15 protein-coding genes and 1 pseudogene are annotated in these 12759 nt (G+C 30.7%); all 16 read right to left on the bottom strand.

From position 1 onward, the window contains the following. Nucleotides 1–189: 189 nt before the first annotated feature. Nucleotides 190–525 (bottom strand): hypothetical protein, encoded by a 336-nt coding sequence (locus KQ51_RS00825; RefSeq protein WP_144242070.1) that lies wholly within the window; start codon nucleotides 523–525, stop codon nucleotides 190–192. Nucleotides 526–544: 19 nt separating this feature from the next. After that, nucleotides 545–916 (bottom strand): Mini-ribonuclease 3, encoded by a 372-nt coding sequence (locus KQ51_RS00830; RefSeq protein ID WP_038467795.1) that lies wholly within the window; start codon nucleotides 914–916, stop codon nucleotides 545–547. Further along, complete coding sequence (cysS, locus tag KQ51_RS00835) at nucleotides 916–2250, bottom strand: cysteine--tRNA ligase (protein ID WP_038467798.1); 1335 nt, start codon at nucleotides 2248–2250, stop codon at nucleotides 916–918. Before cysS ends, KQ51_RS00830 begins: the two co-directional genes overlap by 1 nt. Before the next feature lie 124 nt (nucleotides 2251–2374). Further along, nucleotides 2375–2572 carry a cold-shock protein gene (locus KQ51_RS00840; RefSeq protein WP_038467801.1) on the bottom strand — a complete coding sequence of 66 codons (198 nt, stop codon included), beginning with the start codon at nucleotides 2570–2572 and terminating at the stop codon, nucleotides 2375–2377. Nucleotides 2573–2641: 69 nt separating this feature from the next. Further along, complete coding sequence (locus tag KQ51_RS00845) at nucleotides 2642–3172, bottom strand: (2Fe-2S) ferredoxin domain-containing protein (protein ID WP_038467804.1); 531 nt, start codon at nucleotides 3170–3172, stop codon at nucleotides 2642–2644. Between the two features lie 73 nt (nucleotides 3173–3245). Then, nucleotides 3246–4664: a glutamate--tRNA ligase gene (gene gltX / locus KQ51_RS00850; RefSeq protein ID WP_038467807.1), complete on the bottom strand. Its 1419-nt coding sequence runs from the start codon at nucleotides 4662–4664 to the stop codon at nucleotides 3246–3248. Nucleotides 4665–4727: 63 nt separating this feature from the next. Next, entirely contained in the window at nucleotides 4728–5075 is a 348-nt protein-coding gene (locus tag KQ51_RS00855) for a hypothetical protein (RefSeq protein WP_038467810.1), read from the bottom strand. Nucleotides 5076–5077: 2 nt separating this feature from the next. Further along, nucleotides 5078–6148 (bottom strand): FAD-binding protein, encoded by a 1071-nt coding sequence (locus KQ51_RS00860; protein ID WP_038467813.1) that lies wholly within the window; start codon nucleotides 6146–6148, stop codon nucleotides 5078–5080. A gap of 62 nt (nucleotides 6149–6210) precedes the next feature. Then, a pseudogene (locus KQ51_RS00865) lies at nucleotides 6211–6930 on the bottom strand (pseudouridine synthase); the annotation flags it as partial. A gap of 135 nt (nucleotides 6931–7065) precedes the next feature. Further along, nucleotides 7066–7476 carry a hypothetical protein gene (locus tag KQ51_RS00870; RefSeq protein WP_038467816.1) on the bottom strand — a complete coding sequence of 137 codons (411 nt, stop codon included), beginning with the start codon at nucleotides 7474–7476 and terminating at the stop codon, nucleotides 7066–7068. 30 nt (nucleotides 7477–7506) lie between these two features. Then, a complete protein-coding gene (locus tag KQ51_RS00875) occupies nucleotides 7507–7908 on the bottom strand; it encodes a hypothetical protein (protein WP_038467819.1) in 402 nt (133 codons plus the stop codon). A 167-nt stretch (nucleotides 7909–8075) separates the two neighbouring features. Further along, complete coding sequence (gene rpsI, locus KQ51_RS00880) at nucleotides 8076–8468, bottom strand: 30S ribosomal protein S9 (protein ID WP_038467822.1); 393 nt, start codon at nucleotides 8466–8468, stop codon at nucleotides 8076–8078. Nucleotides 8469–8482: 14 nt separating this feature from the next. After that, complete coding sequence (gene rplM / locus KQ51_RS00885; protein ID WP_052608985.1) at nucleotides 8483–8917, bottom strand: 50S ribosomal protein L13; 435 nt, start codon at nucleotides 8915–8917, stop codon at nucleotides 8483–8485. 312 nt (nucleotides 8918–9229) lie between these two features. Beyond that, nucleotides 9230–11161 carry a methionine--tRNA ligase gene (gene metG, locus KQ51_RS00890; RefSeq protein ID WP_038467828.1) on the bottom strand — a complete coding sequence of 644 codons (1932 nt, stop codon included), beginning with the start codon at nucleotides 11159–11161 and terminating at the stop codon, nucleotides 9230–9232. A gap of 5 nt (nucleotides 11162–11166) precedes the next feature. Continuing rightward, nucleotides 11167–12018 (bottom strand): 16S rRNA (cytidine(1402)-2'-O)-methyltransferase, encoded by an 852-nt coding sequence (gene rsmI / locus KQ51_RS00895; protein WP_038467831.1) that lies wholly within the window; start codon nucleotides 12016–12018, stop codon nucleotides 11167–11169. Continuing rightward, complete coding sequence (locus KQ51_RS00900) at nucleotides 11990–12754, bottom strand: tRNA1(Val) (adenine(37)-N6)-methyltransferase (RefSeq protein ID WP_038467834.1); 765 nt, start codon at nucleotides 12752–12754, stop codon at nucleotides 11990–11992. The genes rsmI and KQ51_RS00900 overlap by 29 nt, the downstream gene beginning before the upstream one ends. Nucleotides 12755–12759 lie beyond the last annotated feature (5 nt).

Below are 12759 nucleotides of genomic sequence, written 5' to 3' on the forward strand. Positions count from 1 at the left end.
GATTTCATAATTGCCTATTGAGAAATAAAGGCAAATTAAAACCCTAGGTTTTTAAAACCAAGGGTTAATTATTCAAATTTAGAACCAGGCGCTTCGTCATGAATGAAAAAGCATCTAACTCACTATCTATTATAGTTAAAGTATCAATAATGTCAACTAAATAAAAAACGAATCACAATTCGTGATTCGTCATTCTGGAAATATAACTTTTTCTTCTGTTCCACCCTTGAGGATTATTTTATCTATTTCATCTTCAATTTCGATAGTAAAAGTGTATCTACTTGTAGGATTATCATTTAATGGGTTCATTGTATATTTAACACCAATATAAAGTGTATCTTCATTGATATGATAAACATAATCACTAAACGTTTCAGCGCTACTAGTTGTATCCACAGTTATAGTTATCGATGTTTCTGTTATCTCATTTATCTCATAAATGTAATTATTCGGGTCTTCACATGTTAAGTATTTAATACTATCAATCGTGTTAAGTAGAATAATACCAATGGCCACTATAGCCATTAAAACATAAAATGCACCTCTACGCATTTTCAAAACCATCAATAATCATAATGAATAATTCATTGATTCTTTCGATGTTATCGCTTAAATGAAGATAACCCATTAATGATTCAAAACCTGTAGCTCTTTTATACGTGGCAAGACTAGCGTTTCTAGCTTTACGTTCTGATTTAGAATTACGTCCTCTTTTAAATATAGATATCTCTTCTTCAGATAGAGAACTTTCAATAAAATTAAAAGCTTTTTCTTGTCCTTCAGCACTTGTATATTTAATAGCTTCTTTATGTAAATTATCAACTTTTGTAAGTCCTTTTCTAAGAAGGTATTCTCTTACTAGCAATTCATATGATGCATCGCCTATATAGGCTAAAGTTAGACCATTAAAATTCATTAGATAACACCTTTTTCTTGAAGAATATTACGGTATTTATCAGCAGCACTAAAGTCTTTATCCTTACGAGCTTTCTCCCATAATAGGTATGTTTTTTTATCTTCTCTTTCTAACTCAATAACATCAGGTTTTAACCCGAATACTGAGAAGAAATCATTAAACAGTTTTAAAACACTTAATAAGACATCAAGTTCCGTATTACTACGTAACATTTGATTAGCTATTTTCACTAGTTTTTGGAGGGCAGTAATTCCATTAGCAGTATTAAAATCGTTATCCATTGCTTCCAAAAACTCTTTATATATTAAAAGAAGATCAGGATGAATTTTAGCATTACCATATATATGATCATTTAGATCTAATTTTAGGTGTAAGGCTTTATATACTCTAACAATTTTATCCCATTCTTTTACATAATTATTTAAGACTTCATCAGTATAGTTAATTGGTGAACGATAATGCGTTGATAAGGTAAACAATCTAAATGCGTTAGGATTAACTGTTAGGTCTTTCACAAGGATCGTTTTTCCTTCGCTTTTACTCATTTTTGCATTACCAATATTTAGTAATCCATTATGCATCCAATACTTAGCTATAGAGTGATTATGAAGTGCTTTAGCTTGTGCTATTTCGTTTTCATGATGAGGGAATAACAGACCACTTCCACCACCGTGAATATCAATCTCTTCACCGAAGATATTTTCAATCATTGCCACACACTCAGTGTGCCAACCAGGACGTCCTTCACCAAACGGGGCAGCGAATTTTATCCCTACATCTGTTTTTTTCCACAACGTAAAATCAAGAGGATTCTCTTTCTTAGTATTCACTTCAATACGTGCTCCACTAATTAAATCATCAACATTACGATTGCTTAAAATACCGTAATCTTTAATTTTAGTTACTCTAAAATAAACATCACCATCTGCTTGATAAGCATATCCTTTATTAATAAGTTCTTGAATATAAAGGATAATCTTATCCATATATTCAGTAACTCTAGGTTTTATATAATCAGTTTTTGAATTCACTTTTTCAACATCCGTTAAAAAAGCTTCAATAAATTTATCAGTTATCTCTTTTTCTGTTTTCTCTACTTCGATCGCTTTTGTAATGATTTTATCATCAACATCTGTGAAGTTTGAAGCAAACTTCACCTCATAGTCACGATGTTCAAAATATCTTCTCACTGTATCAAAGAAAATAACAGGGCGGGCATTACCGATATGAATATAACTATAAACAGTAGGACCACAGACATAGATACTTACTTTACCCTTATGTCTAGGGACAAATTCTTCTAGTTTATTAGTATATGAGTTGAATATTTTCATATCTATCACCTTCTTCTTTCTATAATTATTCATCTATAACATCATAACATATTATATATTATTATGTTGTAAAAAAAAAGCAAATTAAAAGCAGGAGAAAGTCTCCTGCATTGTTAATTCAAAATTAAAGTTTTACTATGTTAGCTGCTTGAGGTCCTCTGTCGCCTTCAACAACTTCAAATTCAACTTTTGCGCCTTCTTCTAAGCTTTTGAATCCGTCACCAGTGATAGCTGTGAAGTGAACGAAAATGTCAAGCCCTTCTTCCGAAGTAACAAAACCATAACCTTTTTCTGAATTAAACCATTTTACTGTACCTGTCATAAAATCTCCTTTTTTCTTTAATATTTCTACAAGCATTATAATATAGTTTAGTATAGAATGCAAACTTATTTATTGTTTGTTTCGCTTCAAATACTCATCAAACAACTGCATTGCTCTCTCTTTTCCAAGATAATGAATAAGTTTTGGTAGGTCTGGTCCTTGGTGAGAACCGATGAGTGCAATCTTAACAGGATTAGTAAAATCAATCCCATTTACATCGTACTTCTTCTTGAAATCACTAATGATTTCACAGAGTTCCGCTACACTCGATTTCTCTTGTTTATCAAGGTGCCATCTGAATAGTTTTACTGTTCGTTCATGCATCGGATTTTTAGTATATTCATCTATAACATCTAAATCATCGATTTCGTCTTTATAAAGCAAATCATCAGCATTTCCATTCAATACATCATCCAGTCTGTTTAGCGTGACATTGCCATACATCTTTAAGCTTGGAATCACAAATAGATTAGGACCACTGTCACACATATCCATACAAGAAGAATGATCTAAGATCACATCTTTATCCTTAAGAGCTTTTAATAATTCTTCAGATTCCTTTCCTCTACAGTGTTTGTTTTTACACACTAATACTTTCATGTAATCACCACCTATCTATATTATATATTAGAATTCTCTTAAACAAAATGAAAAGACTGTGAAATTCACAGTCTTATTTTATATTACTATTTAATCTTTCTATCACTGTATCTTTTCCAAGTAAAGCAAGAACTTGTGGTAAATCAGGTCCATGCATTGATGCAGTAGTGGCGATACGTAAAGGCATATATAACATTTTACCTTTTGAACCGCTTATCTTACCTGTTTGCTTAATTAACGGTTTAATATCTTGAGCAGTGAAGTTTTCTAACTCTATTAATAATTCTTTAAAAGCAATTAATGTATCATTAACTCCTTCTTGATTTAAGAATTCAGTTGCTTCCTCATCTAGTTTAAATTCTAAGTTAAAGAATTCATCATATAACTCAATTACTTCTTCACCATAACTAATTCTATCTTTGAAAACATTTAATAAACTATCAATCCAAGATTCATCTTTACCTTCAATGATTCCACTGTTGACAAGATGTGGCATACATACTTCTTTTAATTCATCAATTGATAATTCTTTGATATATTGTGCATTAACCCAGTTTAGTTTTTTAATATCAAATACTGCTGGTGATTTATTAATACGATCAATTGAGAAGATTTCTTCTAATTCAGTTAAACTAAATTTCTCTTGATTGTTTTCTGGAGACCATCCTAGTAAAACAAGGAAGTTAACAATTGCATCAGGAAGGTATCCTCTTTTAATAAAGTCAGTGTAATAAGCATCACCTTCACGTTTAGAAAGTTTTTTACCGCCTTCTTTGATAACATGTGGTAAATGAACATAAGTTGGCTCATCCCAACCTAAGGCTTTATACAATAAAGTATATTTAGGAGTTGAAGTTAAATATTCATTCCCTCTAACAACATGTGTAATATTCATTAAATGATCATCAATAACATTAGCAAAGTTATAAGTAGGATAGTTATCACTTTTTAAAATTATTTGATCTTCAATTTCTTTATTATCGATTTTGATTTCTCCATAAACTTGACAGGTAAAAGATGTTGAACCTGTTTCCGGTACTTTTTGTCTTATAACATAAGGAATACCTTCTGTTTCTTTTTGAGCAACTTCTTCTTCAGTCAAATGAAGACAATGCTTGTCATATTTAGCATGCCCATCTTCTCTTAATGAAACTAGTCTTTCGGGAGTACAGAAGCATTTGTAAGCCTCTTTTTTCTCAACTAACTGTAAAGCATATTTCTTATATTGTTCCATTCTTTCTGATTGAATATATGGTCCGAATTCTCCACCTTTATCAGGTCCTTCATCCCATAATAGACCACAAGAATCTAATGTGTAATAAATAGTATCTACTGCACCTTCAACATATCTTTCTTGATCAGTATCTTCTATTCTTAAAACAAAAGTTCCTTTGTCTTTTTTTGCGATTAAATAAGTGAAAATTGCACTACGTAAATTACCAACATGAATGAATCCTGTAGGTGATGGTGCAAACCTTGTTCTTACTGCCATTTATATCATCTCCTTGACTAAAGTATTATATAATAACGTATTTGAAAATACAAGTTTTAACGATTATAGAACTAAGAAATAAAGTAAGATAAATATAATACCATTATTGATTATTCCAGGGATAAATTGATCAATAGTTGTAAAATTAATCATTCCTTTTTTAAAGAAGGTATGAAAGATAACATTATCTCCCATAAATGATACTGCTGCTAGGATTAGCATCAACATCCAGAAGTCCTTAGTTTCAGATAAGTAAATCATTGCAAGAATAACAAGAGCCATTGAAAAAGCAAATAGCAATATGTTTTTAGCGTATTCCTTCTTATCTAAAGATTGTTTATTTTTATACCATAAGTAATACGTTGCAAATGAAATGATGAATGAAATAGAAAAAGCAAATAGTAATTCCATAATTATTCTCCTTTATTCTTACTGACATTGATTGTCATTAAGTTTGTTTTTAAAATTATTTTTCTAAAAAATTTATTATACATTGCTGGTAACTTTATATACTTAAATAATAGATTCAATTTAAGTTTTACTAGTTGCCTCTTATAACTTTTTCTTGGGGAAATAGTTTGTAATGCTTTAGAGAGATATACGGCGCTCTTCATAGCATAACTAAAGCCTTCAGCACTACTAGGACTTATCAAACCAGCTGCTTCTCCAATAAGATAAATATCATCTTTTCCCGACTTAATATCTCTAAGTTTAGTTGGTCTTAAAATAAAGGCACCTTCTGTTTTTGTTTCTCTTGAAACATCATATCCTTTTGACTTAATTAGTTCTTCTAATTCATCAAATTTAGCATGTGGATTTTCTTCATTAACGCTAATTGCAGTTCCTAAGACAAGCATATTGTCTTTGGAAATAGTCCACGAATAATAATCACTTATTTCTTTATCAAAAATAGCTGTGTAATGATTTACTGGCTCATCTTGTAAATACCATTTTTGAATAGATATGTACTTCTTAATCTTATCATCTGGATAAAGTGATTTTCGTAATATAGAATTACCTCCATCAGCTCCAACAATAATTTTAGTTTCAATTGATTTTAATTCATTATTTTCAAAATATTCAAATCTATATCCATTACTTTCTTTTGTGCAATTGTTAAATTTAACATTATATATTTGTTCGACATTTTCAGGTATATACTTCGTTAAAGCTCTATCGAACTTTTCTCTATCTATATTTACATAATTACGTTGATAGAATCTTTCTAAGTTATTATCATTATCGATAACTTTAACCGCAAATAACTGCGGGCTAACTAAGATTCCCTTTTCTAAACCAATGTCAAACTTAGCAAGCATTCTTTGGGCATCAGGACTTATTAAACCACCACAAGCTTTTTCCTTTTTAGGCGGATATTCATTCAAATTCCTTTTATCTATAATAAGTACTTTTAATACTTTAGGTAGCAATCTAGCCAATGTGCTCCCTGCGGGACCAGCACCAACAATAACGATATCATACATGATAATCTCCCCTTTACCAGTTTAGATTATAACACAAAAAGAAAGAAGCAAGTATATTAATTACTTGCTTCTTCAGTTTTACTTGAATGTTCTGTTAGTGATTTAATTTCTTTGACTTCGTCATTAGATAAGTAACGCCATTTACCTGGTCTAATACCATCTATTGTTATATTCATCACTCTTACTCTCATTAGTCTTGTTACATGAAAATTAAGAGCAGTACACATTCTTCTTATTTGTCTGTTTAGTCCTTCTGTTAGTGTAATTCTAAAATGGTAATCATCAATTTTTTCGACATGACAAGGTTTTGTCATTTTACCTAAAACGGGAACCCCGCGGCTCATCTTTTGAATAAATTGCCATGTAATTGTGGTATCAACTTCTACAACATATTCCTTCTCGTGTTTATTCCCACTTCTAAGGATTTTGTTTACTATATCTCCATCATTTGTTAAAAAGATTAATCCCTCACTGTCTTTATCTAATCTCCCTATATGAAAAATTCTTAGAGGAAATTTAATAAAATCAACTACATTAGTTGGATCAGTTTGATCAGTAGTGCAAGTTATTCCTTTTGGCTTATTTAAAGCTAGATAAACTAGCTTGCTATTTTTCTTGATGTTTTTTCCATCAACTTTGATTTCGTCTTCTTCTGTTACCTTTTGGCCAAGTTCAGGTAAATCACCATTGACAGTAACTCTACTATCTTTTATTAAACGGTCTGCTTCTCTTCTAGAGCAATAACCAACTTCACTTAAATACTTATTCAATCTTATTTCCATAATTATCAAATCCTTCGACTGTAGTATATAATATTATTTCATTTCTCACAATAATTATATATTATTATTTTATTTTACATGTGAGAAAAATATGAAATAAAAGAAATAAAAAAACACAACACAAATAGTTGCGCTTTAATACATTAGATTTTTAATCACTGTAAAAATAACCCCAATAAGCATCACCGTTAAAAAGAACACAAGATTATAAGCTACAAATACCATCATATTCTTAAATAGTGTGAAAAAATAACTGTTTCTAGCTTGTTCTTTCGTTTTCTTAGTATTCAATTTTATGAATATTCTTCCTACAAAGAATGATCTTACAAAATATAATCCAATGGCCAACAAGTCAAACTCGTATATTGGTATAAACACCGATGCACCTACTATAGCGTTCGCTATGAAACTAACTTTATAAAAATCTCTCTTGTTCTTTAAATTATCATCATTAATATAGAAAAACGCTTCAAAGAACGCCATAACCATAAGAGCTCCAAATATTGCTAATTTATAATAGAAAATTTGATCAATGAAAATTATCATTCTTAATCCCCCTTTACTCTCATACTTCCTCTAAATTGAATTTGTTGTTGCAGCTATCAAAATATATCCAACAATATTTAACACAACTTCAGAAGCAAAAAATACCATGAAAAACTTAAATTCAGACCATAAAAATGTTTTCCTACTTACCTTTGGATTATTCCTATTTTTCTTTAAGAATATAGAACCTACTATAAAGAACCTAGCAAAATAGAATAGTATTGCTAAAACTAGAAGACTATCTTTAAAGAATACAAACATACTTGCAAAGAGAAACATTGAGATCATTGAAATCTTATAATAAGTTCCTCTATTTTTTTTAACACGTGCTTCATTAACAAATAAATAGGATTCAAAAAACCCTAAGGATGTAAAGTATATTGTGAAAACTAAAAATAACCATATTCCATTAAGTTGTAATAATAATATCATATTATCCCCCTATATGTGTTTTCTTGTACTTAATTATAACATAAATCAACGAGCAGGCATATTCTCCTTAGACATTTTGAAAAGTCGCGTTAATTAGCAATGTAACTCTAATATATAACAAAAAAACACAACATAAAATGTTGTGTTTTGTTTGAATAGTTAGTTTCTTAACGTTTACTAAATTGTGGTGCACGACGAGCTTTTTTCAGACCAGGTTTTTTACGTTCTTTAACACGTGGATCACGTGTAATCATTCCAGCAACTTTTAAAGTCTTACGGTAGTCTTTATTAACTTCTAATAAAGCTCTTGTTATACCGTGACGGATTGCTCCAGCTTGTCCACTGATTCCTCCACCATATACATTAACAGAAATATCAAAAGTTTTTAAGTTTTCTGTCATTGTTAGTGGTTGTTCAACGTCTAAGCGAGTAGCAGCACTAGGAATATATTCGTTAAATTTACGTCCGTTAATTGCGAATTTACCTGTACCTGGAGTTAAGATAACTCTAGCTACAGAGCTTTTTCTACGTCCTGTACCTCTGTACATTACTTTAGCCATATATAAATTCCTCCTTAACCTATTAATTCCATTACTTCTGGTTTTTGAGCAGCATGTGGATGCTCAGCTCCAGCGTAAACGAATAATTTTTTGTACATTGCGCGTCCTAATTTTCCTTTAGGAAGCATACCTTTTACAGCAAATTCAACAATTCTTTCAGGGAATTTGTTGTTCATTTCTTTTGCCGTAGTTGTGCTTAATCCACCTGGATATTGTGAATGACGATAATATTTCTTGTCATCCCATTTTTTACCTGTTAACTCAATCTCTTTAGCATTGATTACGATAACGTAATCTCCACAGTCTACGTGTGGTGTAAATGTTGGTTTGTGTTTTCCTCTAATAACTGAAGCTACTTCAGTTGCTAAACGTCCAAGACGTTTACCTTTAGCATCAACAACGAACCATTTACGTTCAACTGTATCACTATTAGCCATGTATGTTTTCATGTACATACCTCCATTATATTAATAATTGGGTTCGGTTCTAAATTTCTTCTTACCGGACTATATAATAAGAGATATAACATGCTTTGTCAACACATTTAATCAATTTATTTCTATTAGTTCGCGATGTCAACTAAAATCCCGTGTCAGCGTAGGTACGCGAAAGTACTTGTGTCAATTTTTGACTTTCTATAAAAAGCTAGTAAATTAGTGGTTAAAAGCACTTTGATGAATCTATACCTGGTAATTTAAAAATGTTTGTACTTAATTAGGTGTATTTTAGTATTTTGCACTTAGTAAAAGAAAAAGACAAGATTATGAGATCTTGTCTCCTGGTTTTAAATTATTTAGTTCTAATACTTCTAGAGCTTTTCTACCTTTACCAGCAAGAATCATTCCTTCTGATAGAACTCCTCTTAATTTAACTGGTTTTAAGTTCTTAACAATAACTACTTTTTTACCAATCATATCTTCTGGAGAATAGTATTTCGAAACACCACTAACGATTTGTCTTACTTTGTCTTTAGTGTTTACTTGTGAGACAAGTAATCTATCTGCATCAGGGTGAACTTTACATTCTAAGATTTCACCAACAACCATTTCAACTTTATCAAAATCTTCGATTGTGATTAAGTTCTCTGGTTCTTTTTCTTCATCCTTACAGTTCTTACATGGATGTCCGCTTAAAAGAGTACCAATAAATTCTTCTTCTATTTTCTTATCTAAACGAGGAAATAATGGATTTGGTTTATCAGTAACTGTTACTTCTTTTAATGAACCAAATTCTAATGAATCCCATGTTTGTAAGTTAGTAGGAATATTTAATTGTGTGAATAATCCTTTACTAGCATCTAATAGTATTGGTTTTAACATAACACCAATATGTCTTAGTGATTCCACTAAATTATATAAGACGTTTTCTAGTTCGTCTTTTTTAGTTTCATCTTTAGCTAATACCCAAGGAGTAGTTTCATCTATATATTTGTTAGTTCTTGAGATTAAACTCCATAAACTAGAAATAGCATTTGAAACCTTCATTGCATCCATACTAGTTGAATATGCTTCAATTGTCTCTTTTACTTTATCAACAAGTAATTGATCGAATTCAGTTGTTGCTGAATTCTTTTTAATACTTGAATTAAAATATTTATTTACCATATTTATCGTACGGTTTAACAGGTTTCCAAAGTCATTAGCAAGATCATAGTTAACTCTAGCTACAAAGTCTTCAGGTGTAAATACACCATCTCCTGAATAAGGGATTTCTTTTAATAAGAAATATCTCATAGCATCTAATCCATAACGAGGGATTAGATCATCAGGATAAACTACTTTTCCTTTAGATTTTGACATTTTACCGTCTTTCATTAAATACCAACCATGAGCATATAACTTAAAGTTCACAGGGATATCTAAAGCTTTTAACATAATCGGCCAGTAGATAGCATGAAATCTTAGGATATCTTTACCTACAACGTGTAAGACTTCGTCTCCACCCCAGTATTTGTTAAATAACTTGGTATCTTTACTTCTGTAACCTAAAGCTGTTATATAGTTAGATAAAGCATCAATCCAGACATAGATAACATGTTTAGGATTACTTTTAACTTTAACTCCCCATTCGAATGAAGTACGGCTAACGCTTAAGTCTCTTAAACCACCTTTTATAAATGATACAACTTCATTTTTTCTTGATTCAGGAGTAATGAATCCTGGATTGTCTTCGATATATTTAAGAAGCCAATCTTGATATTTAGGTAAACGCAAGAAATATGATTCTTCTTTAATCAATTCTGTTGGTCTCCCGCAATCAGGACAATTCTTACCATCAACTAATTGTGTTTCTGTGAAGAATGATTCGTCATGAATACAGTAATGTCCTTCGTATTCTCCTAAATAGATATCATCTTGTTTGAGAAGTTGTTCAAAGATTTGTTCGACAACTACTTCATGTCTATCTTCAGTTGTACGAATAAAGTCATCGTATTTTATGTCTAACATTTTCCATAGTTTCTTCGTATCATCAGCGATGATATCGACATGAGCTTGCGGTGTTAAGCTTCTTTCTTTAGCAACAGTTTCTACTTTTTGGCCGTGTTCATCCATTCCCGTTAAGTAGTATGTGTCGTACCCTCGGAGTTTTTTATAACGGTTTATTGAATCGCATAACACTGTCGTATATGAGTTACCGATATGAAGTTTTCCACTAGGATAATAAATTGGTGTAGTGATATAGAATGTTTTCATAATTATCACTCCTTTTCTTTATTTTGATGATATGTTTGATACACATCATTTTTTGGTAAGTTTCTTAGTTTTGCGACTTTTTTGATTGCTTCTTTTGAAGTTAAACCTTCGCTGATTAGCAAAGTTAACTCATCTTCTATCGACATTGTTGGAGTATAGACATCATTATTACCTTCTAAGATAATAACCATTTCTCCTTTAATATCAGTGATATCCTGCATAGATGAAGTTGTACCTCGGAGAATTTCTTCAAATTTCTTTGTTAGTTCTCTAGCGATTACAACTTTTCTTTCACCCATTACTTTTAGAATAGAGTTCATTGTTTTATTAATGCGGTGTGGTGATTCGTAAAATATTAGAGTTTCCTTATAGTCTTTGAAAGAAGCTAATTCCTTTTCTCTCTTCGTTTCTTTTTGATCTAAGAAACCGTAAAACAAGAATGGATGAGGGGTAATCCCTGAGACTACTAGAGCATTTAACAAAGCACTAGCTCCGGGGATACTAACAACATTATATCCTTCTTTTATTACTTCCCTTATAAGGTAATAACCAGGATCACTTATTAAAGGATATCCAGCATCACTTATTAAAGCGATGTTTTTATTAGCTCTTAATAGTTCTAATATTTCTTTTGATTTCATTTCTTTATTATGGTCATGATAATTTCTTAATGAACCGTGTTCAATATTAAAATGACTAATGAGTTTCCCAGATACTCTGGTGTCTTCACAGTAGATATGATCAACTTCTCCTAATATTTTGACAGCTCTAAAAGTCATATCTTCTAGATTACCAATTGGTGTAGCTACTAGATAAAGTGTTGGTTGATCATTTATAAAGCTTTTTTGTCGTTTCATCAGACTCATCCTTTCCATAATTAAAGATTCGTTTGATTTCGTCTGTATAACCATTATTTGTATGAACATACAATGGTTCTAATAATTTAAGTCCTGAATTACCATTATTAGATGCTTCGATTAAAACTATATTTGATTCATCACCTTGTTTTGGATAAACAAAGCGTAGTCTTTTTATCGAAAAATTATGTTTAGTTAATAGGTTAATAATCTCAATTACTCTTTCAGTACGATGAACCATACATAAAGAAGATCTTGTTTTTAAAAGTCGTTTAGCTTCTTTAATAATATCTTCTAGAGTTATTAGCACTTCATGCCTAGCGATAGTTTTATAATCATTCTTATTAACATTTGATGTTTCCTTATATTTAAAGAATGGTGGGTTACAAGTTATTAGATCAAACTCACTATTCTCATACTTTTTGTGGATTCCTTTGATATCATCATTGATGATTTCAATTTGGTTTTCCAAATTATTTATAGCAATATTTCTTTTTGCTATTTCATAAACATCTTTTTGTATCTCAACACCAATGATTTTTGCGTTAGTTTTCAACGATAAAAATAATGGAATAGGCGCGTTTCCGGTACCTAAATCCAATATTTTTTTTGTCTTAGCTAAGGGTTTAACAAAATCAGCTAGAAGTGTTGAATCTAGACTGAAGTTAAACATATCTGGTCGCTGGATAATTTTTAATCCTTCATAACCAAGTAAATCATTGATTACCTCAACCATAAAAT

The organism is Candidatus Izimaplasma bacterium HR1, assembly GCA_000755705.1.
GTDB lineage: Bacteria > Bacillota_I > Bacilli_A > Izemoplasmatales > Izemoplasmataceae > Xianfuyuplasma.

Coding starts and splice junctions, on each gene's coding strand:
- KQ51_RS00840 (WP_038467801.1), bottom strand. CDS start 2,572: ATGACAGGTACAGTAAAATGGTTTAATTCAGAAAAAGGTTATGGTTTT.
- rpsI (WP_038467822.1), bottom strand. CDS start 8,468: ATGGCTAAAGTAATGTACAGAGGTACAGGACGTAGAAAAAGCTCTGTA.
- KQ51_RS00830 (WP_038467795.1), bottom strand. CDS start 916: ATGAATTTTAATGGTCTAACTTTAGCCTATATAGGCGATGCATCATAT.
- KQ51_RS00855 (WP_038467810.1), bottom strand. CDS start 5,075: ATGGAATTACTATTTGCTTTTTCTATTTCATTCATCATTTCATTTGCA.
- cysS (WP_038467798.1), bottom strand. CDS start 2,250: ATGAAAATATTCAACTCATATACTAATAAACTAGAAGAATTTGTCCCT.
- rplM (WP_052608985.1), bottom strand. CDS start 8,917: ATGAAAACATACATGGCTAATAGTGATACAGTTGAACGTAAATGGTTC.
- rsmI (WP_038467831.1), bottom strand. CDS start 12,018: ATGAAACGACAAAAAAGCTTTATAAATGATCAACCAACACTTTATCTA.
- KQ51_RS00860 (WP_038467813.1), bottom strand. CDS start 6,148: ATGTATGATATCGTTATTGTTGGTGCTGGTCCCGCAGGGAGCACATTG.
- gltX (WP_038467807.1), bottom strand. CDS start 4,664: ATGGCAGTAAGAACAAGGTTTGCACCATCACCTACAGGATTCATTCAT.
- KQ51_RS00825 (WP_144242070.1), bottom strand. CDS start 525: ATGGCTATAGTGGCCATTGGTATTATTCTACTTAACACGATTGATAGT.
- KQ51_RS00900 (WP_038467834.1), bottom strand. CDS start 12,754: ATGGTTGAGGTAATCAATGATTTACTTGGTTATGAAGGATTAAAAATT.
- metG (WP_038467828.1), bottom strand. CDS start 11,161: ATGAAAACATTCTATATCACTACACCAATTTATTATCCTAGTGGAAAA.
- KQ51_RS00870 (WP_038467816.1), bottom strand. CDS start 7,476: ATGATAATTTTCATTGATCAAATTTTCTATTATAAATTAGCAATATTT.
- KQ51_RS00845 (WP_038467804.1), bottom strand. CDS start 3,172: ATGAAAGTATTAGTGTGTAAAAACAAACACTGTAGAGGAAAGGAATCT.
- KQ51_RS00875 (WP_038467819.1), bottom strand. CDS start 7,908: ATGATATTATTATTACAACTTAATGGAATATGGTTATTTTTAGTTTTC.